20 protein-coding genes are annotated in these 20,131 nt (G+C 62.0%); 12 read left to right on the top strand and 8 right to left on the bottom strand.

Annotated features, from left to right (window positions below):
- Positions 1-7: 7 nt before the first annotated feature.
- Complete coding sequence (gene pmcY, locus KVG85_RS23435) at positions 8-427, bottom strand: periplasmic Zn2+ metallochaperone PmcY (protein WP_217865154.1); 420 nt, start codon at positions 425-427, stop codon at positions 8-10.
- A gap of 110 nt (positions 428-537) precedes the next feature.
- On the opposite strand from pmcY, the gene hrpB reads away from it, so the two are divergent.
- The 3 genes from hrpB (at position 538) to KVG85_RS23450 (ending at position 4,199) form a co-directional block, all read left to right on the top strand.
- Positions 538-3,057 (top strand): ATP-dependent helicase HrpB, encoded by a 2,520-nt coding sequence (gene hrpB / locus KVG85_RS23440; protein WP_217865155.1) that lies wholly within the window; start codon positions 538-540, stop codon positions 3,055-3,057.
- A 130-nt stretch (positions 3,058-3,187) separates the two neighbouring features.
- Entirely contained in the window at positions 3,188-3,760 is a 573-nt protein-coding gene (locus KVG85_RS23445) for a hypothetical protein (RefSeq protein ID WP_122747540.1), read from the top strand.
- Between the two features lie 13 nt (positions 3,761-3,773).
- Positions 3,774-4,199, top strand: coding sequence for a hypothetical protein (locus KVG85_RS23450; RefSeq protein WP_217865156.1), 426 nt, complete (start codon positions 3,774-3,776; stop codon positions 4,197-4,199).
- 9 nt (positions 4,200-4,208) lie between these two features.
- Here KVG85_RS23450 and KVG85_RS23455 read toward each other — a convergent pair whose 3' ends face one another.
- The 3 genes from KVG85_RS23455 to KVG85_RS23465 form a co-directional block, all read right to left on the bottom strand.
- A complete protein-coding gene (locus tag KVG85_RS23455; RefSeq protein WP_217865157.1) occupies positions 4,209-5,129 on the bottom strand; it encodes a WaaS/CpsH family glycosyltransferase in 921 nt (306 codons plus the stop codon).
- 51 nt (positions 5,130-5,180) lie between these two features.
- Positions 5,181-6,260 carry an endonuclease/exonuclease/phosphatase family protein gene (locus KVG85_RS23460; RefSeq protein WP_217865158.1) on the bottom strand — a complete coding sequence of 360 codons (1,080 nt, stop codon included), beginning with the start codon at positions 6,258-6,260 and terminating at the stop codon, positions 5,181-5,183.
- A 75-nt stretch (positions 6,261-6,335) separates the two neighbouring features.
- Complete coding sequence (locus tag KVG85_RS23465; protein WP_016773061.1) at positions 6,336-7,010, bottom strand: YciC family protein; 675 nt, start codon at positions 7,008-7,010, stop codon at positions 6,336-6,338.
- A 177-nt stretch (positions 7,011-7,187) separates the two neighbouring features.
- Between KVG85_RS23465 and KVG85_RS23470 the strand changes: the two genes are divergently transcribed.
- From KVG85_RS23470 to rhlE1, 5 genes are all read left to right on the top strand, one after another.
- The gene (locus KVG85_RS23470; protein ID WP_217865159.1) at positions 7,188-7,946 is read left to right on the top strand and encodes a DUF2076 domain-containing protein; all 759 of its coding nucleotides are present in this window, start codon (positions 7,188-7,190) and stop codon (positions 7,944-7,946) included.
- 309 nt (positions 7,947-8,255) lie between these two features.
- The gene (locus KVG85_RS23475; RefSeq protein ID WP_016773064.1) at positions 8,256-8,735 is read left to right on the top strand and encodes a LabA-like NYN domain-containing protein; all 480 of its coding nucleotides are present in this window, start codon (positions 8,256-8,258) and stop codon (positions 8,733-8,735) included.
- A 35-nt stretch (positions 8,736-8,770) separates the two neighbouring features.
- Positions 8,771-9,376: a 3'-5' exonuclease gene (locus tag KVG85_RS23480; protein ID WP_024014425.1), complete on the top strand. Its 606-nt coding sequence runs from the start codon at positions 8,771-8,773 to the stop codon at positions 9,374-9,376.
- A gap of 247 nt (positions 9,377-9,623) precedes the next feature.
- Entirely contained in the window at positions 9,624-10,559 is a 936-nt protein-coding gene (gene yedA / locus KVG85_RS23485) for a drug/metabolite exporter YedA (RefSeq protein ID WP_217865160.1), read from the top strand.
- Positions 10,560-10,611: 52 nt separating this feature from the next.
- Positions 10,612-11,952: an RNA helicase RhlE1 gene (rhlE1, locus tag KVG85_RS23490; protein WP_217865161.1), complete on the top strand. Its 1,341-nt coding sequence runs from the start codon at positions 10,612-10,614 to the stop codon at positions 11,950-11,952.
- Positions 11,953-12,155: 203 nt separating this feature from the next.
- On the opposite strand, the gene KVG85_RS23495 is transcribed toward rhlE1, so the two are convergent.
- Together KVG85_RS23495 and KVG85_RS23500 are read right to left on the bottom strand one after the other, a co-directional pair.
- Positions 12,156-13,397: a TIGR03862 family flavoprotein gene (locus tag KVG85_RS23495; RefSeq protein ID WP_217865162.1), complete on the bottom strand. Its 1,242-nt coding sequence runs from the start codon at positions 13,395-13,397 to the stop codon at positions 12,156-12,158.
- Positions 13,398-13,690: 293 nt separating this feature from the next.
- Positions 13,691-14,611, bottom strand: coding sequence for a histone deacetylase family protein (locus KVG85_RS23500; protein WP_217865163.1), 921 nt, complete (start codon positions 14,609-14,611; stop codon positions 13,691-13,693).
- 82 nt (positions 14,612-14,693) lie between these two features.
- Here KVG85_RS23500 and KVG85_RS23505 point away from each other — a divergent pair, with 82 nt between their 5' ends.
- The 3 genes from KVG85_RS23505 to KVG85_RS23515 all read left to right on the top strand — a co-directional run bounded on the left by KVG85_RS23505 (position 14,694) and on the right by KVG85_RS23515 (position 16,834).
- Positions 14,694-15,263: a GNAT family N-acetyltransferase gene (locus KVG85_RS23505; protein ID WP_024014420.1), complete on the top strand. Its 570-nt coding sequence runs from the start codon at positions 14,694-14,696 to the stop codon at positions 15,261-15,263.
- Positions 15,264-15,374: 111 nt separating this feature from the next.
- Positions 15,375-16,244 carry an acyl-CoA thioesterase II gene (gene tesB / locus KVG85_RS23510; protein WP_101160533.1) on the top strand — a complete coding sequence of 290 codons (870 nt, stop codon included), beginning with the start codon at positions 15,375-15,377 and terminating at the stop codon, positions 16,242-16,244.
- Positions 16,241-16,834, top strand: a complete 594-nt coding sequence (locus KVG85_RS23515; RefSeq protein ID WP_016773074.1) for an HAD family hydrolase — start codon at positions 16,241-16,243, stop codon at positions 16,832-16,834. The genes tesB and KVG85_RS23515 overlap by 4 nt, the downstream gene beginning before the upstream one ends.
- A 143-nt stretch (positions 16,835-16,977) precedes the next feature.
- Here the strand turns inward: KVG85_RS23515 and KVG85_RS23520 are convergent, their stop codons facing one another.
- Entirely contained in the window at positions 16,978-17,931 is a 954-nt protein-coding gene (locus KVG85_RS23520) for an alpha/beta fold hydrolase (RefSeq protein ID WP_217865164.1), read from the bottom strand.
- The gene (gene ypfJ / locus KVG85_RS23525) at positions 17,932-18,816 is read right to left on the bottom strand and encodes a KPN_02809 family neutral zinc metallopeptidase (protein ID WP_071173669.1); all 885 of its coding nucleotides are present in this window, start codon (positions 18,814-18,816) and stop codon (positions 17,932-17,934) included.
- 391 nt (positions 18,817-19,207) lie between these two features.
- Here ypfJ and KVG85_RS23530 point away from each other — a divergent pair, with 391 nt between their 5' ends.
- A complete protein-coding gene (locus KVG85_RS23530) occupies positions 19,208-20,086 on the top strand; it encodes a DMT family transporter (protein WP_041477756.1) in 879 nt (292 codons plus the stop codon).
- The last annotated feature ends 45 nt before the right edge of the window (positions 20,087-20,131 follow it).

Below are 20,131 nucleotides of genomic sequence, written 5' to 3' on the forward strand. Positions count from 1 at the left end.
TCCTTATTCAAGCGGCGGGTTGCAGGCCGAACATCGCCAGTTGCTGAGTGCTGCCCTTGTGGTGGATCAGGCGCGGATCATCCAGAGGAAAATCTCGGCCCAGTTCGCTCTCAAGAATCGCCTGCAACTTGTGATTATCGACCTGACCGTCCGGGCCGATGGCTTGCTTGAGCTTGGCCGGATCGATCTGCGCGGTGTGGCCCGGTTCGAAATAGATCGCCCCAGTGGCGAAGTCGACGGCAAACGCGATCAGTCCGGGAATGATGTAGAACAGCAGGCCGACGGCGTCGAGCACGGCAATCGCCGGGTCGATCTTGCCGTCGATCTGGCCACGCCGGTCCGGGTAGAAAATCGAACCGCACGCCGACAGTTGCGTGAGCAGAGTGGCAACCAGAACACCGCCGATCAGGCGAGAGGGTAAGCGCATGGAAATGTCTCCTGAGTCATCAAATAACGAAGCTTCGTCTTGTGAAGTTAAGACCCTGACGAACGCCCGGCAGTTCGCCGTTATACTCGGCCCTCTGTTTTGGAGCCAGCATGATTTCTTTGCCGATCGACGATGTTTTACCCGCCCTGCGTGAAGCCCTCGCGTCACGCCACGAAGCCGTGCTCGAAGCACCGCCCGGCGCCGGTAAAACCACCCGCGTGCCCTTGGCCTTGCTCAACGAAGCCTGGCTGGCCGGGCAGACCATCGTCATGCTCGAACCACGGCGCTTGGCTGCGCGGGCGGCGGCGGAGCGTTTGGCCAGCGAGCTCGGCGAGCAGGTCGGTGAAACCGTCGGCTATCGCATCCGCCTCGACAGCAAAGTCGGCCCGAAAACCCGTATCGAAGTGGTCACCGAAGGCATCCTCACCCGGCGCTTGCAGGACGACCCGGCGCTGGACGGCGTGGGCCTGCTGATCTTCGACGAATTTCATGAACGCAGTCTGGACGCCGATCTGGCGCTGGCGCTCAGTCTGAACGGTCGCGAGCTGTTTCGCGCTGAACAGCCGCTGAAGATTCTGCTGATGTCGGCCACCCTCGAAGGCGAGCGTCTGGCCGGGTTGCTCGATGACGCGCCGATCCTGCGCAGCGAAGGGCGCATGTATCCGGTGACGATGCGCTGGGGCCGGCCGTTTCAGCCGGGCGAATATATCGACCAGCGGGTTACCCAAACCGTGCTCGAAGCGCTGCACGACGAGACCGGCAGCCTGTTGGTGTTCCTGCCGGGACAAGCGGAAATCCGTCGCGTGCACCAGAAATTGGCCGATGCCATTGGTGAGCGCAAAGACGTTCTGCTGTGCCCGTTGCACGGCGAACTCGACCTCAATGCGCAACGCGCGGCGATCGATCCGGCGCCGCCCGGTCAGCGCAAAGTGGTGCTGGCAACCAACATCGCCGAGACCAGCCTGACCATCAACGGCGTACGCGCGGTCATCGATGCCGGGCTGGCGCGGGTGCCGCGTTTCGATCCGGGCAGCGGCATGACCCGCCTCGACACGCAACGAATTTCCAAGGCCAGCGCCACCCAGCGTGCCGGCCGCGCCGGGCGACTGGAGCCGGGCGTGTGCTATCGCCTGTGGTCGCAGGATCAGCACGAACAACTGGCGGCTTATGGCAGCGCGGAAATTCTCTCGGCGGATCTGGCCAGCCTCGCTTTGCAACTCGGGCGCTGGGGCGTGACCCCGGGCGAACTGGTCTGGCTCGACATACCGCCAGCCGCCGCGTATGCCCAGGCGCAGGATCTGCTGCAACGCCTCGGCGCCTTGCACGGCGACACGCTGACGGCCCACGGCCAGGCCATGGCCGAACTGCCGGCGCATCCGCGCATCGCGCATTTGCTGTTACGCGGCCAGGCGCTGGGGCTGGCGGCGATGGCCTGCGATGTGGCGGCGCTGCTCGGCGAGCGCGATATCCTGCGCGGCGCTGGCGCGGATCTGCACAGCCGATTGGTCCTGCTTTCAGGCGAAGAGCGTGCCGGTCGTGGGGCGCAGGGCGGGGTGCAACGCGCCCGGCAATTGGCCCGGCAGTATCGCGGTTACCTGCGCGGCAAGCCGAGCGAACCGGTAAACGATCCCGAGCATCCGCGCTGGCTCGGCGCGCTGCTGGCGCTGGCCTACCCGGATCGCGTCGCCCAGCAGCGGCGTGCCGGCGGGGCCGAATACCGTTTGGCCAACGGTCGCGCGGCGCTGTTCGCTGAGGCCGATAGCCTGATGAAGCACGAGTGGATCGTCATCGCCGAGCTTGGCAGCCGTCAGGGCCAGCGCGAAGAACGCATCTATCTGGCGGCGGATTTCGATCCGGTGCTGTTCGATTCGGTGCTCGCCGAGCAAGTGCGCAGCGTCGATCAACTCGATTGGGATGAACGCGAAGGCGTGCTGCGTGCCGAGCGCCAGCGCAAGGTCGGTGAACTGATTCTCAGCCGTGAACCGTTAACCGGTCTGGATGAGAATGCGCGCAGTCAGGCCCTGGTCAATCTGGTGCGGCGCAACGGCCTGGAGTTGTTGCCGTGGACGCCGGAACTGCGCCAGTGGCAGGCGCGGGTGGCGCTGTTGCGCCAGCTCGATCTGCGCACTCAGGACGACAGCCAATGGCCGGATGTCAGCGACGCGGCATTGTTGAATACCCTGGAAGACTGGTTGATGCCGTATCTGGGCAAGGTCTCGCGGCTCAGCCATTTCGCCAACCTCGACCTGTCGAGCATCGTGCGCAATCTGTTGCCGTGGCCGCTGCCGCAGAAGCTCGACGAACTGGCGCCGCATCATTTGAGCGTGCCGTCGGGTTCATCGATTCGTCTGGATTACAGCGAACATCCGCCGATTCTCGCGGTGCGTTTGCAAGAGCTGTTTGGTCTGGCCGATACGCCACGGATCGCCGGCGGCCGGCAAGTGGTCAAGCTGCATCTGCTGTCGCCAGCGCGACGGCCGGTGCAGGTCACCCAGGATCTGGCCAACTTCTGGCGCAGCACCTATGCCGAGGTGAAGAAGGATCTCAAGGGGCGTTATCCGAAGCATTATTGGCCGGACGATCCCTTGGTCGCCGAAGCCACGGCGCGGGCGAAACCACGCGGCACCTGACCCGCAATGGCTGCGCGCCATTAGCCCATCCGTGCTAATTGCCCTTGTTTGTTCCGGCTCGCAAAATCGCCGCCTGAACAATAACCAGCCTTGTTGCCTGGCAACTTGCGCCCAAGGAACGGAACTGCCCATGACCTCTTTCTTCAAGCTCAAGAAGTTGATCTTCTTGTCGGCTGCGCTATTGGCCGCCTCCAGTTCGGCCATGGCCGAAGAGCCCAATCCGATTGGCGACTGGTGGATTATCTACGGCAACGGCGTGCCCCAGAAAAACATCATGTACGTCGCCGATGCGACGTCGGTGGTGCCTTCGCAGAAGACCAAAGGCGCGACCATGGTCGCGGTGACGCTGGTGTATGAAGAACCCGGCAAACCGATGATCGACGTCTACAACCTCGAAGCCCAATGCTCTACGGGCAAGATGCGTTTTATCAATGGCCAGTCCATCGAGCGTCTCGCCTACACCATGCGTCATCTCAAAGTTGCCAATCAGTGGCAAGCCCCGAAAGAGTTCTGGGTCCAGCAAGCACTGAAGTTTGCCTGCGCGCCGGGCAGTCGCGCGAAAAACGACATGGCCGCCGTGGGCAAGATGGAATACCTGCAGATGATCGAGATGCTGCAGCAGATGTTCTTCAAGCTCGCGCCGATTCAGCAAAAGAGCCAGATGATGGACAACATCGACAGCCTGCTCGAACTGAAGAAATAAGCCGAGGCATCCAATGACTTACACACGTTTATGGCTGGCAACCCTGCTGGCAGGATTGCTCTTGAGCGGCTGTTCCACTATCGCGCAGAGCCGCTGGGAAGGCCGTGATATGCAGGAAGCACTGGACCTGTTCGGCACGCCCGACTCGATGGCAAAGGAAACCGGCCCGAACGGCGAACCCTTGGCTGTGCTGACCTGGCATAAGTCCGCGAGCTGGACTTCTACCGAAGCAGCCGGCACTTCGATGACCCATACCGGCAACGGCATGGTGTATACCGAGCACTACCAACAGGTCGGCAATAGTTCCACCTGCAAGTTGCAGGCGAAGATCAATCAGCAGAAGAAGATCGCCCAGTTCCTGATCGAAGACGGGCGAATACTGCACGGCAAGTGCGCTAACGTTCGCTATGTTCCGGGCTACGTTCCGCCGGGGCTCTGAGACCGAAGCCTAGCTGAATGCAAGCACGGTCTCGGTCCAGCCCTGCAAAGTGTATTTGCGGTAGATCGGCTCGGGGATGTCTACGTACGGGGCGGAGATGAACGAAGCCGGAATCACCGGTTCGGCTTCGTCGATCACCAGTATGTTCGCCGGGTTATAGAAGTCGTAATCCAGCACGTGCCTGTTGGTGGTGATGACTTTCTTGCGCGCGGCCATGGCTTCGAAAAAACGGAAGCTCAAACCTGCCTGGCCGGGTTTGGAAATGTCGAGAATGATCCGCGAGCGCTTCACCAGCTCGCCCACCGATTCGAGTGACATCCGCTGCTCGAAAAAGGTGATTCCCGGGTGGGCGCCGGCAATCGGCTTGCACTGCACCAGAAACTTGTAATCGGTCACACCCAGTTGATCGAATGCTCTGGCCAGACCTTCCAGCGCGGGAACCCGATCTTTGCCTGCCATTACCACTAAGGCGGCGTATTCATCGGCATCGCCAGCCTCGACGTAGTCGTCATAAATGAAGTTGTGCAGTTTTTTCAGACCGTATTGCTTGGCATTCTCAGGGTCGAAGGTGAACACCTCGTCATAAACGGCCAATGCCTCACGGCTCATGGGCCAGCGACTGAAACTGTCGTAGAGGTAGGCAATCTTGCGTTCGCTGGCGTTCAGGGCTGCCGCCAGTTGCTTCGGATCGATTTGCGCCGGGTTGATGATCAGAGCGACGTCGAAGCGCCCACCAGCTGCTATGAGCTTGCTGAACTGGCGCAACTGCGACCAGCGATTGAGCGTACGCCGCAAAATCTTCGGCGCGCGCTCGAAGGGTTTCGCCAGCGCAGCGGTGTCGATGAAGCAAACTTCATCAGCGATACTCAAGTGCTCCGCGAGTTTGCGTGCGTAGCCACCGATGTCCTTGCATACCAATAAAATCTTCATGCTTTTCCATGTCTTGAATTCGGCGCGGGCGGGCCGTGGGCTACCGATTGGCTAGGGTGTCGCTGGCAGAAAGAACCGCGCAATCACCGGCAAGTGATCGGAGATGCGCAGGGTATCGTCCTGCCGCACCTGCGCTTGCACGCGTTTGAGCTTCGGGCTGTAGAACAGATAATCCACCGTGCGATCCGGACCGTTGAGGCCGGGGTCGTTGGGGTAATGGGTCAGCCATTTCGCCCGGTCGATGCCGCCGGCCTCGTTGTTGGTCGGGATCATTGGGTACCTGTCCCACAGCAGATGAAGTTCGCTGTCGGCCGAGTATGGCGTGCGCCGCTCGACCGGCAAACGGCGGTACTGGCCCAGCGGCAGCAGATTGAAATCGCCACCGATCAGCCAGGGCAGGCCTTGGCTTTCATACTTGTCGAGCACTTTGGCCACGGCAGCCACTTGCGCCTGCACGTTGCCGTCTGCCTGGCTGGCCCGCTGCAAGTGGGTGTTGAATACGCTCAGTTGTCCGCCATCGCTGAGCGGCAGTTTGACTGCGAGCAAAGCGTCTTTGGGCTGGAACTGGCGGCTGATGAAGTTGCTCGGGGCGACGGGCAGTTGCAGGCGTTCGGCGTGTTCGATGCGATAGCGGCTCAGCGTGGCCAACTGGCGGCCGACGCTGCCGTAGATGTGGGGCTCGGGGACAAAATCGGCTTTCCAGTCGAAGGCGCTGGTGCTGCACGGGTACAGGTCGGCGACGCGTTCCTGCAACAGCTTGAGCTGGTTCTGGTAATCGCTGGCCTTGGCGCCGTCGTCGAGCTCCTGCAACAACACCACATCCGGTTGTTCGTCACGGATCACCCGCGCTACTTCGTCGAGGCTGAAGGCCATGTCTTCGGCGGTCGGCGCTTCATCGTCGCCTTCGGCCAGATCATTCCAGAATACGTAGCGCTTGCCGGCGAGGAACTGCACGTTCCAGGTCATGACTTTCAGCGCTTGCCCCGGCACCAGCGTCGGCGCCGTGGTGTTGCAACTGACCGGCAGGGTTTCCCGGGCGTCGGGGCGCCAGGTCAGGCTGAACAGCAGCGCGCCGAACAGGACGACGGCGAGGACAACGAGCAACAGGGTGTAGCGCAGCAGACGGGTCATGGCTCGGCTTATAGCGTTACAAAAAGTGGCCCCGAGCATACCTGACGGCAGCGGCGAAGCCCAAACACGGCGCGGTCAGACTGCGCCGTTACGTTTGTCAGGCAATTCGCTGATCAGCATGAACAGGCGGAACAGCACCACGCTGGTGAACAGTTGCAGGAAGCTGTGGGCGCTGTCGATCAGCCCCGCGATCAGCGGATTCTGCGGCTCGGGGTACACCGCCAGCGTCGCGCCCTTGAGCAGCCACAACGGGGTCATCACGCAGAGAATGCACAGCAGGATGCGCCAGAAGTGCCCGCGCGTCAGGCGCAGACTTTCCTTCATCGCCTGCAACGGCCCGAGGCCGCGCAGCACCAGCAGGTATTCGGCGAAGGCGAGCATGACCATCAGCATCAGGCCGGGCAGGAAGTACAGCGACAGGCCGAGCAGAATCAGCAAGGTATTGAGCGCGGTCAGCACCGCGAAGCGCGGCCACAGGGTTGCGGCCATCGCCAGCAGGTCACGGTTGCGCGGCGACTCGCCACGGCTGCGCGCATCGAGAAACAGGATCAGCGCGGCGGTGTACAGCGGATACACCAGCAGGCCGACGATGATGCTGACGCCGGCGAAGGTGTCGGGCCCGGTGGCGTGATCGACCGCCTGCTGCAAGAAAGCTTCGACAATCACCAGCGGCAGGCACAACTGCACGATGCTGCCCAGATGGCGTTTGAAAAAATACAAAGAGTCGCGCAGTACTTCGAGGGCATTCATCAGTCGGTATCGCAGGTCGAAAACAGTGGCTCACTTTAACCGATGCAACGCGGGGCGACACAAACGTAAACATTCGGTAAAGGCCATTGAAACGTTTTGTCACTGTCTCCATTACAGGAGAGCACCCCGCCCAGAGTGGGCGCGGGCACGTTATTACCGGCAATCTACGAGGTCGCCATGAACAGCGAAGAGCAAACCCTGATCGATGGACTGTTTTCCCGGCTGCAACAGGCCGAAACGGAGGCAGCCCCGCGCGACGCCCAGGCCGAGGCGCGGATCAAGGAACACCTGACACGCCAGCCGGCGGCAGGCTATTTCATGACCCAGGCGATTCTGGTGCAAGAGGCCGCGCTGAAAAGCCTCGACGAGCAGAACAAGCAACTGACTCAGCAAGTCCAGCGCCTGCAGGCCGAGCTGCAATCGGCCAAGGCCCAGAGTGGCGCTCCGTCAGCGAGCGGTGGCGGTGGCTTCCTGTCGAGCATTTTTGGTGGCGGCAATTCACGTCCGGCGCCGAGCCAGAGCGCAGCGCCATCGTCCACCGGCGGCTGGCGCGAACCGGCGCCGCAGCAGAACTACCAGGCTCCGGCACCGCAACAGAACGTTGGCGGCGCGACGCCCCTCTATGGCCAGCAAACGGCGCCAGTTGCCAACAGCTTCCTCGGCGGCGCGCTGAAAACCGCCGCGGGCGTGGCCGGTGGTGTGATGTTGGCGCAGGGCATCAGCAGCCTGTTCCACCACAATCAGCAACCGGAAGAAATCGTCGAGGTCATCAAGGAAGAACCGGCACAGGTCGCCGACCAGAGCAACAACGGCTGGGGCGATGATCAGCGCGTGGCGGACAACGGCTTCTCTGGCAATGACCAGGGCGGTTTCAGCGACGCCGATTACAGCAGCGACAATTCGTCGTTTTTCGATGACGACGACTCCTTTGTCTGACATCGCCTTTAAAGGCTGACATAGCCTCTGAAGGCAGACATAGCCTCTGAAGGCTGACATAGAAACTGTGGCGAGGGGATTTATCCCCGCTGGGCTGCGCAGCAGTCCTCGCTTTAATCAGGAAAAGCGGGGCTGCTCCGCAGCCCAGCGGGGATAAATCCCCTCACCACAACACCGTTTGTCAGGGACACCTCGGCGCCAGCTGGTGATTATTCGCTGAATCTTTCTCTTGGCTGGCATACTGAGCGCCTTTTTCGGGCCTGATCGCCTGACCCCGCTTCGTGCGCTTGCGCGCCCACAGGAACTCCGGTGAAAAAAATCGCAGTGTTCGCCGATGTGCAGAACCTCTACTACACCGTGCGTCAGGCCTATGGTTGCCACTTCAACTACGCCGCATTGTGGGCCGACATCAGCAAGAACGGGCAGATCGTCGAGGCCTACGCCTACGCGATCGACCGTGGCGACAGCAAACAGCAGCAGTTTCAGCAGATCCTGCGCAACCTCGGTTTCACCGTGAAGCTCAAGCCCTACATCCAGCGCAGCGACGGCTCGGCCAAGGGCGACTGGGACGTGGGCATTACCCTGGACATCATGGACGCCGCCGACCATGTCGACGAAGTGGTGCTGGCCTCCGGTGACGGCGATTTCGACATGCTGCTCGAACGCATCATCAACAAGCACGGCGTGCAAGCGGTGGCCTACGGCGTCCCCGGCCTGACCGCCAACTCGCTGATCCGCGCCGCCAGCCGTTACGTGCCGATCGAAGGCGCGCTGCTGTTAAAGAATTAAGCTCAAGAACTGATCAGTACGGAGTTGAACCCGGTTTGGAACGCATTGCAGTCATCGACTTTGAAACCACCGGCCTGTCGCCGAACAGCAGCTGCCGTGCCACGGAAATCGCCGTGGTCATGCTGGAAAACGGCCGCATCGTCGAGCGTTACCAGAGCCTGATGAACGCCGGCGTGCGCGTCCCCGCGTTCATCGAACAACTGACCGGCATCAGCAACGCCATGCTGCGCACCGCGCCGCCCGCTGAGCGGGTGATGGAAGAGGTCAACGAGTTTGTCGGCTGCACGCCGCTGCTGGCGCACAACGCCTCGTTCGACCAGAAATTCTGGGATTTCGAACTGGGGCGGATCAAGCGCACACGCTTGCAGAACTTCGCTTGTTCGCTACTGCTGGCGCGCCGCCTGATGCCGGCGGCGCCGAATCACAAGCTCGGCACGCTCACCACTTTCGCGCAGCTACCGCATACCGGTCAGGCTCACCGGGCCATGGCCGATGCCGAGATGGCGGCCAATCTGATGGCGCATCTGGCGCAAGAGTTGCGGGGCAAGCATGGAGTGCGCGAGTTGAATCACGACCTGTTGTGCAAGTTGCAGAAAGTCCCTGCCGCAAAAGTGGGCGAGCATTTGCAGCGTTATCGCTGATTCCAGGCACTCCGACTGATCGTTCCCACGCTCTGCGTGGGAATGAAGCCCGGGACGCTCCGCGTCCCTTTCCAAGCCGAACGCAGAGCGTCCGTTGAGGCATTCCCACGCGGAGCGTGGGAACGATCCAAGATGGATGTCTTTGATGCAAAAGTGTACCGGCGCTAAAAACAGGTTTTGTAACTTATTTTTGCTCGTGCGCCTTTCTAGAATAATCCATCCACCGAGCCTGCCTGTCGAGCTGCCCATGCCTGCCTTGCGCCGTTTTTCCCTGCCGTTGATCGCTGCGTTTTTTGCGTTGTATGTGATTTGGGGATCGACCTATCTGGTGATTCGCATCGGCGTCGAATACTGGCCGCCGCTGTTGCTGGCCGGGGTGCGCTTCGTCATTGCCGGCAGCTTGATGTATGCCTGGCTGCGCTGGCGCGGTGCTCCGGCGCCGACCTGGGCGCAGTGGAGAGCGGCGGGGCTGGTCGGCATTCTGCTGCTCAGTTTCGGTAATGGCGCGGTCAGCGTCGCCGAGCACACCGGCGTGGCTTCGGGCGTTGCGGCGCTGGCGGTGGCGACGGTGCCACTGTTCACCTTGTTGTTCGGCTACTTCTGGGGTGCGCGCAATACGCGGCTGGAGTGGGCGGGTGTGGCGCTGGGGATTATTGGCATCGCCATGCTCAACATGGGTTCCAACCTGCAATCGAGCCCGCTCGGTGCGGTGTTGCTGATCTTCGCGGCGGCGAGCTGGGCGTTCGGCTCGGTGTGGAGCAAATACCTGCCATTGCCAGCGGGGGCCATGGCCAGCGCGGTGGAAATGCTCGTCGGCGGCGTGGTCTTGTTGATCGGCAGCGCGCTGAGTGGCGAGCACCTGCAAGCCATTCCGCCGCTCGAGGGCTGGCTGGCGCTGGCCTATCTGATTTTCTTTGGCTCGATCATCGCCTTCAATTCCTACATGTATCTGCTCAAACACGTGCGCCCAGCGGCGGCGACCAGTTATGCCTACGTCAACCCGGCGGTGGCGGTGTTGCTCGGTGTGGTGTTTGTCGGCGAGACCATCGGCATCGAAGAAGCGTTGGCGATGCTGGTGATCATCAGCGCCGTGCTGCTGATCAGCCTGCCGCAGTGGCGTCGACCTGCACAGCCACCCGTGGAAGAGGCGAAAGCCGTTCCGACGGAAGCGCGTACGAATTAGGGTAAACTGCGCGGCATTGCATCCCCGCGTCATTTTTTCCTACGGTACTCCCATGACTTTCGCCTCCCTTGGCCTGATCGAACCCTTGCTGCGCTCCCTCGAGACGCTCGGCTACCAGACCCCGACGCCGGTGCAGGCGCAAGCCATTCCGGCGGTGCTGGCCGGTCGCGACCTGATGGCAGCGGCCCAGACCGGCACCGGTAAAACTGCCGGTTTCGCCTTGCCGCTGTTGCAGTTGCTGGCCATGGAAGGGCCGAAAGTCACCGCCAACTCGGCGCGTGCGCTGATTCTGGTGCCGACCCGCGAGCTCGCCGAGCAGGTCCATGAAGCCGTGCGCCAATACGCCGAGAACCTGCCGCTGCGTACTTACGCAGTGTATGGCGGCGTCAGCATCAACCCGCAGATGATGAAGCTGCGCGGCGGCGTCGATGTGCTGGTCGCCACGCCCGGTCGCTTGATCGACCTGTTCCGCCAGAACGCGCTGAAACTCGATCAGCTGCAAACGCTGGTGCTGGATGAAGCCGATCGTATGCTCGACCTGGGCTTCTCGGAAGAACTGGCGAACATTTACCGCATGCTGCCGAAAAAGCGCCAGACCCTGCTGTTCTCCGCGACCTTCTCCGATGACATCCGCCTGCTCGCCGGGCAGATGCTCAATGATCCGCTGAGCGTCGAAGTCAGCCCGCGCAACGTCGCCGCCAACACGGTCAAGCAGTGGATCGTCACCGTAGACAAGAAGCGCAAGGCCGAACTGTTCGTGCACCTGATGCGCAAGAACAAGTGGAAGCAGGTGCTGGTGTTCGCCAAGACGCGTAATGGCGTCGATGCGCTGGTGGAAAAGCTTCAGGGCCTCGGTGTGAATGCTGACGGCATCCATGGCGACAAACCGCAGGCCACGCGCCAGCGCGCGCTGGACCGGTTCAAGCTCAGCGAAGTGCAGATTCTGGTCGCGACCGACGTCGCCGCCCGTGGTCTGGACATCGAAGACTTGCCGCTGGTGGTCAACTTCGATCTGCCGATCGTCGCCGAGGATTACATTCACCGCATCGGCCGCACTGGCCGCGCGGGTGCCACCGGTGAGGCGATTTCGCTGGTGTGTGCCGATGAAGTGAACATGCTCTCGGCGATCGAAATGCTGACGCGGCAGAACCTGAAGCGCCAGAACGAACCGGATTTCGAGCCCGAGCACCGCGTGCCGGACACCGATGCCAGGGGTCAGGTGATCAAGAAGCCGAAGAAACCGAAGAAGCCGAAAGCGTCGGGCGGTGGCGGTGGAAAACGCAATCTGGGCAAGTGGGTCGACAGCGGCGAGACCTCGGCACCGGAGCCATCGATCAAGCCAGTGCGCAAAGTGCCGGTGTTCAATACCGGGCCGCGCAAGCGCAAGCCTTGAGATCAAAGATCAAAAGCCCCTCACCCTAACCCTCTCCCGGAGGGAGAGGGGACTGATTGGGGGATGCTTGTGAGTTACGCCGACCTGATATATCAGATGTGAATGCATAATCGACACGATCGCTCAGGTCGATGCATGACGCCAGACACCTCGGTCGGCTCCCTCTCCTTGGGGAGAGGGCTGGGGTGAGGGGCAGGGGCGACTCAGTTCCCGCGCCGTAACCATTCCAACATCCCAAACCCCGCCGCCCGCCCACTGGCAAAACACCCGGTCAGCAAATAGCCTCCGGTTGGCGCTTCCCAGTCGAGCATCTCGCCGGCGCAAAACACCCCCGGCAGCGCCTTGAGCATCAAGCGCTCATCCATCGCCTCGAATCTCACGCCACCGGCACTGCTGATCGCTTCATCCAGCGGACGGGTTTTCACCAAGGTCAGCGGCAACGCTTTGATCGCTCGCGCCAACAGCGCGGGATCGGCGAATGTTTCGGCATCGGTCAGCTCGCGCAACAGCGCCGCTTTCACTCCATCAATCCCCACCTGACTATGCAGATGCTTGGCCATTGAGCGCGCACCGCGTGGTTTGCTCAGCGCCGCCTGCAATTTATCCACAGGGCGACCGGGCAGCAGATCAATGTGGATAACCGCCGCGCCATAGCGATTGATCTCTTCGCGAATCGGCGCGGACAGTGCATAGATCAGGCTGCCTTCAATGCCGGTGGCGGTGATCACGCATTCGCCCAGACGCGGGATGTCGTCGTTCAAACCGATGGCAATGTTTTTCAGCGGTGCGCCGGCGAATTTGCTCACCATCAGCTCGCTCCAGGCTTGCACCTCGAAGCCGCAATTGCTTGGCTGCAACGGCGCCAGATCCACGCCGCGCTGCTCCAGCGGCAACATCCACGCGCCATCCGAGCCCAGGCGCGACCAACTGCCGCCGCCGAGGGCGAGCAGGGTGGCGTCGGGGTTTACGCTGATTTCGCCTTGCGGGCTGGCGATGCGCAGTGCACAGCTTGCGTCCCAGCCGAGCCAGCGATGGCGGGTGTGGATAACTACGCCGCTGTCGCGCAGGCGCTTGAGCCAGGCGCGCAACAGTGGCGCGGCCTTCATGTCGGTGGGAAATACGCGGCCGGAGCTGCCGATGAAGGTTTCGATGCCCAGTTCGTGAATCCACTGGCACAGCGCATCGGCATCGAATGCGCGCAGCAGCGGGGCGATCTGCGGTGCGCGTTCGCCGTAACGGGAGAGGAACGCCGGGTAGGCTTCGGAGTGGGTGATGTTCATGCCGCCGACCCCGGCCAGCAGGAACTTGCGCCCGACCGAGGGCATGCCGTCGTACACGTCGACGCGGACTCCGGCCTGGCTCAGCACTTCGGCGGCCATCAGGCCAGCGGGGCCACCGCCGATGATGGCGACGTGAGTGTTGGCGGGGAGGGAATTCTGGGTCATGGGCGTGCGCTGCGGTATGGCGGGACAAGGCGCGCATTCTAACAGCGCTGAACCCTGTGGGAGACCCCATGTGGGAGCGAGCCTGCTCGCGAACGCGGTCTGTCAGTCAATTAGATGTTGTGGGTGCTAAAGCTTTCGCGAGCAGGCTCGCTCCCACCGGGGCTGCGGTGTATTTCGAGGCTGGTTAAAAAATAAACAGTGCGCTGGGCGCCTTGGCCAGCATGGCCTGCAGTCCCTTTCACTCAGGTTATTCACAGGCAGTTCCACAGCGATTGTGGGTAACGCAACACGTTTCAATGACAGCCGTGTGAATCCCACACTCGTTGCGCGCTGTGATGGAGGATGCCGTGGCGGCGGGCGAGGGCGTGGCGATCCTTGCTGTAGCCGCCGCCAATCACTCCGACCACCGGAATGTCGCGGCCCAGGCAGTGGCGCATCACCCGTTCATCGCGCTCGGCCACCCCGGCGTCGGTCAGTTGCAGATAACCGAGGGCATCGTCCTTGTGCACATCGACGCCAGCGTCGTAGAGCACCAGATCCGGTTGATACAGCGGCAACAGGTAATTGAGTGTGTCATCGACCACCCGCAGATAATCGGCATCGCCCATGCCCTTGGGCAGGGGAATGTCCCAGTCGCTTTCGGCCTTGCGCGCGGGAAAATTCTTTTCGCAGTGCAGGGAAACGGTAATCGCTTCCGGCGTGTCGTGGAGAATCCGCGCAGTGCCGTCGCCCTGATGCACGTCGCAATCGAAGATCAGCACGCGATTGACCCGCCCGCTCTGCAACAGGTACTGGCTGATGATCGCCAGGTCATTGAAGATGCAGAACCCGGCCGGGTAATCGTAATGGGCGTGATGGGTGCCGCCGGCCAGATGACAGGCCAGGCCATGCTCCAGGGCTTGCTCTGCCGCCAGGATCGAGCCGCCCACCGCGCGCACGGTGCGTCGTGCCAGCGCTTCGTTCCAGGGCAGGCCGAGGCGCCGTTGGTCTTCGCGGGACAACTGGCCGCTCATGTAGCGTTCGATATAGCTGCGGTCATGGGCGAGGGCGAGGATGTCGTTGGGACAGATCTGCGGGCGCAGCAGGTCGGCGTCGCGGGTCAGGCCGCTGTCGACCAGGTGATCGCGCAGCAGACGAAACTTGTCCATGGGAAAGCGGTGATCCGCGGGAAACTCGGGGCTGTAGTCTTCGTGATAGATCAACGGCAAGGGCATGGCTTGTTTCGCGCAGAACCTAGGAAAGAATGAACGATCCTACCAGCGATGTAGACTCAACGGCATGGAAATGGAGGGGACGATGGAGCCGATACTGGAGCTGCAAAGCGCGCGTTTGTTGATGCGTCAGTGGCAGGACGAGGATTTGCCGGCATTCGCCGCGATGTGCGCCGATCCGCAGGTGATGCGCTACTTTCCGGCGCCGTTGACCCGGCTCGAAAGTGCCGCACTGATCGGCCGCGTGCGCGGACATTTTGCCGAGCACGGCTTTGGCCTGTGGGCGCTGGAGCGCAAGGACACGGGCGAGTTCATCGGTTTCACCGGGTTGGGCGTGGTCGGCTTCGATGCGCCGTTTACCCCGGCGGTGGAGATCGGCTGGCGTCTGGCCAAGGAACATTGGGGCCTGGGTTACGCCAGTGAAGCGGCGTGGACCGCACTGCGCGCGGGTTTCGACCAGTTGAAACTGGAGGAAATCGTCTCGTTTACCGCCGGGCAGAATGCGCAGTCGGAGAAGGTCATGCAGGCGATCGGCATGCATCACGATCCACAGGATGATTTCGATCACCCCAAGCTTGCGCTCGATCACCCGTTGCGCCGTCATGTTCTGTATCGCATCAGCCGCGAACAATGGCTGCAAACCTTGCATGAATAAGCCGACACGGACGTTTACAATGGCCGCCATCGTATTTGGCCCGTGCCAGAACCTGAATCGTCCGCCGCAGCCAAGACTGCGCGGCCATTGCTTTGTGTGAGGAGAGTCTGAATGAGCCAAGTGCTGGAAGATCTGGTCGATCTGCTGACCCTGGAACCGATCGAAGAAAACCTGTTCCGTGGTCGTAGTCAGGATCTGGGGTTCCGCCAGTTGTTCGGCGGTCAGGTGCTCGGCCAGTCGCTGTCGGCGGCCAGTCAGACGGTGGAAGAAGCGCGCCACGTGCACTCGCTGCACGGTTACTTCCTGCGCCCGGGCGATGCCAAGTTGCCGGTGGTGTATTCGGTTGATCGCGTGCGTGATGGTGGCAGCTTCAGCACTCGCCGCGTGACGGCGATCCAGAAGGGCCACCCGATCTTTACCTGCAGCGCTTCGTTCCAGTACGACGAAAAAGGCTTCGAACATCAGGGTCAGATGCCGGCGGTGGTCGGCCCGGAAAACCTGCCCTCGGAGCTGGAACTGACCCAGCAGCGCGCGCACCTGATTCCCGAGCATATGCGTGAAAAACTGCTGTGCCCGAAACCGATCGAAGTGCGCCCGGTCACCGAAAAAGACCCGTACAACCCGCAACCGGCCGATCCGGTCAAATATGTGTGGTTCCGCGCCGACGGCGCCTTGGCCGACATCCCGGCGCTGCACAAATATCTGCTGGCCTACGCCTCGGACTTCGGCCTGCTGACCACGTCGATGTTGCCCCACGGCAAGTCGGTCTGGCAGAAAGACATGCAGGTCGCCAGCCTCGATCACGCGCTGTGGTTCCACAATGACCTGCGTGCTGATGACTGGTTGCTCTACGCGATGGACAGCCCGTGGGCCGGCAATTCGCGCGGCTTCTCCCGTGGCAGCGTATTCAACCGCGCCGGGCAACTGGTCGCTTCGGTGACTCAGGAAGGCCTGATTCGCCATCGCAAGGACTGGGCATGAGCCTGACCGAGGTTCGTCATTGGGTGTTCGACATGGACGGCACGCTGACCGTGGCCGTGCATGACTTCGCGGCGATTCGTGTGGCGCTGGCGATTCCACCCGAGGACGACATCCTCACCCATCTCGCCGCATTGCCAGCGGATGAAGCGGCGGCCAAGCATGCCTGGTTGCTCGAGCATGAACGCGATCTGGCGCTGGGCTCGACCCCGGCCACCGGCGCGGTGGAGCTGGTGCGCGACCTGCATGCGCGCGGATATCGCCTCGGCATTCTCACGCGCAATGCGCGGGAGCTGGCGCACGTGACGCTGGAGGCGATCGGCCTGGCCGACTGCTTCGCGGTCGAGGATGTGCTGGGTCGCGACGAAGCACCGCCGAAGCCGCATCCGGGCGGGTTGCTGAAACTGGCCGAAGCCTGGCAAGTGCCGGCCAGTGACATGGTGATGGTTGGTGATTACCGCTTTGATCTGGATTGCGGCCGAGCAGCGGGGGCGCGGACGGTGCTGGTGAATCTGCCGGATAACCCGTGGCCGGAATTGACCGATTGGCATGCGAAGGATTGTGTTGAGTTGCGGCGGATGCTGTTTGCCTGACATCTTCGTCGCCTGAGCCGGCCCCTTCGCGAGCAAGCTCGCTCCCACATTGGATCTTCAGTGCACACATATTTTGTGCATGTCATAGAGCTATGTGGGAGCGAGCTTGCTCGCGAAGGGGGCGGTGAATTCAGCAAAAAAACCTACTGATCAAACAACGCCTTCTGCCCCTCCGCCGACGTCAGCATTCCATCCCCGTCATGCCCGACTCCAGGCACCTCCACCAGCCGCTGATTGACCCCCTCGGGATGCCGGCGCAGTAAGTAGCCGAAATACATTTTTCCGCGCATCAAGCGGTAAGCCCCTTGCGCCTCGGCCGCGCAGCTCTTATCCAGCGCCGGGTGTTCCGGGTCGACGTCCTGCTGGCCCAACAGATAAATCACCTCGCGTTTGACGTAAGCGCTCTCGACCTGCAACGGTGTTTGCCCACCGGCATACACCGGCATGTCCGCCAGGCCGTACTTCCAGCGATTGAAACCCGGGCATTGCGCATGGTCGAACGGCACCGGCCGCTGCTCGTTGAAGTACGCATAAGAAGAGGGATTGGCCACCACGTAGCGCAAGCGAATGCCGTTGGCCTTGAGCGCTGGCTGATCCTTGGCCAGCAGGGCGTAACGCTGCACCACCTGACCCCCGCCGGAGTGGCCGAAGATCACGATCTGCTTCACGTCCGGAAACTGTTTGCGGTCGCTGAGCCGCGCGACGATTTCGTCCAGCGCCGCGTAGGAGCTCAGCGGATTTGGCCCGGTGGACAAGCCGCCGCCCATCCACTCGTTGCCCTGCCAGCGCAGCACCGTCGGCGGCAAGGAATAAAGGGTGACGTCGCTTTCATTGAGAAACTGCGGAGCGATCACCAGCGTGTGCGCGGTCTGCCCGGCGAGTTCGGCGGCACTTTCCGCGCTTTTGCGGTAGGTCTCGGCGTTGCGCAGGCGACCGTGAATGACGATCAGCACCCGCTCGATCTTCTCCGGTGCCGGGCCGATGCCCACCGCCATTTCGCCGGCCTTGAGTTGCAGGCGACCGGGGCTGATCGCATCGACGCCGGCCGCTTGCGCGGTGCCGGCGATGAACAGTAACGCCACAAGCCATTTATGCATTTACAGGGTTTTCGCCGCGAAGGTGTCGCACTGGCTTACCTGGCCTTGCGCGAATCCGGTTTTGAACCAGCGCACCCTTTGCGCTGACGTACCGTGGGTAAACGAGTCCGGCACCACGCGGCCCTGACCCTGTTGCTGCAAGCGATCATCGCCGATGGCGTTGGCGGCGTTCAAGGCTTCTTCGATGTCGCCCGGTTCCAGCCAGTTCAGGCGTTTCTGCGCGTTATACGCCCAGACACCGGCGAGACAGTCGGCCTGCAATTCCTGGCGAACCAGCAAGCCGCCGTCGCCTTCCATTTGCCGGCCTTGCTGACGCGCCGCCTGCATCTTCGCCGAGACGCCCAGCAGCGTCTGCACATGGTGGCCGACTTCGTGCGCAATCACGTAAGCCTGAGCGAAATCGCCGGCGGCTTTGAAGCGCTGCGACATTTCCTGAAAGAAGGCCATGTCCAGATAGACCTTCTGGTCGGCCGGGCAGTAGAACGGGCCGGTGGCAGAAGTGGCCATGCCGCACGCGGAGTTCACCCGATTGCTGAACAGCACCAGTGTCGGGTCTTTGTATTGGCGTCCGGCCTGCTGGAAGATCGGACCCCAAGTGTCTTCGGTGTCGCCGAGAATCGAGCGGACGAATTCGGCCTGTTCATCATTGGCCGGTGGCGCCTGACGGGTTTGCGAGGAGGGCGCCGGTTGCTCCATCTGCCCGGTCAACTGGCCGAGGATCTGCATCGGGTCCTGGCCGGTGAGCCAGCCGATGCCGACAATCAGCACGATGGCCGTCAGGCTCAGGCCCTTGCCGCCACCGAAGCGCATGCCGCCGCCACCGCCGGCATCATCACCTCGGGCGTCGACGACGTTGTCACTGCGTCGGCCTTTTTTCCATAGCATGTGGGAATCCTCTTTTATTGCCGGTGATGAGTCTGCTGGTGATGAGTGTTGCCGCTGTGTGAGTGTGGCGCCAGTCCGGTCGTCCGTCCATGCACACGCGCCCACATGGTGCGGGCCTGGTATTGACGGTCGAGCGGGCCGTGAATTCAATCCCGAGTGGAATTTCTTCCGTCGAATTCATGAACCCGCTGTTTCGACGGCAGTCTGTGATGTTGCACACTGGCCGGGCGCCGAAGTGGCGGGAATCTTGCCTCAAGGTTTTGCCTGGCGGCGGTTTCCCGGCGAAGAAGTGTGCAACCTGTGCGGTTGCTGAAAGCTCAGCCGACTATGATTGCCACAACGATTGCCGCCAGCGCGAACGCTCGCCCGGGTATTTTTTCAGAGATTGCCAATGACCGTCAGCACCCCGCTCTCCGGTGTCAACCAGCCCTTCAAGGGGATCTTGCTGATTGTCGTGGCGACGTTCCTGTTTTCCAGCCACGACGCGTTGTCAAAATACCTCTCCGGTTTTTATCCGATCGTGATGGTGGTGTGGGCGCGCTATGTGGTGCACACCTTGTTGATGGCGGGGATTTTCCTGCCGCAGTCCGGCTTGCGTGTGCTGCGCACCAAGAAGCCGTTATGGCAGCTCGCCCGTGCCCTGTGCCTGCTCGGCACCAGCCTGTTTTTCACCACGGCGCTGCTGTACATCCCGCTGGCCGAAGCCACGGCGGTCAACTTTCTCGCACCGGTATTGGTGACGGCGTTATCGGTGCCGTTGCTCAAGGAACGGGTCACGCGCGGGCAGTGGATTGCGGTGATCTGCGGCTTCATCGGCGTGCTGATCATCGTCCACCCGGGCGGCGAACTGTTTACCCCGGCGATCCTGCTGCCGTTCTGCTCGGCGCTGTTCTTCTGCTTCTACCAACTGCTGACGCGCAAGCTCGCCGAAGTGGATAGCCCGACCACCAGCAACTTCTTTGCCGGCCTGTGCAATACCCTGGTGATGAGCGCGCTGGTGCCGTTCTTCTGGCAGGTGCCGACGTTGCCTCATGCCGCGCTGATGCTGGCGCTGGGCAGTTGCGGGATGACGGCACATCTGTTCCTGACCCAGGCCTTCCGTCACGCAGCACCAGCCTTGCTGGCGCCGTTCGGCTATTGCCAGATCGTCTTTGCCGGGTTGTTGGGCTGGCTGCTGTTCAACCACACCCCGAGCGGGTTGACGGTGATTGGTATTGCGGTGATCTGTTGCAGCGGATTGGCGGCAGCGTGGCAGCAGAGCCGGCGCTGAAGAGCGGAATCCCGGTACAACTTGTGGGAGCGAGCCTGCTCGCGA

The organism is Pseudomonas triticicola, from assembly GCF_019145375.1.
In the GTDB taxonomy this organism is placed as follows: Bacteria; Pseudomonadota; Gammaproteobacteria; order Pseudomonadales; family Pseudomonadaceae; genus Aquipseudomonas; species Aquipseudomonas triticicola.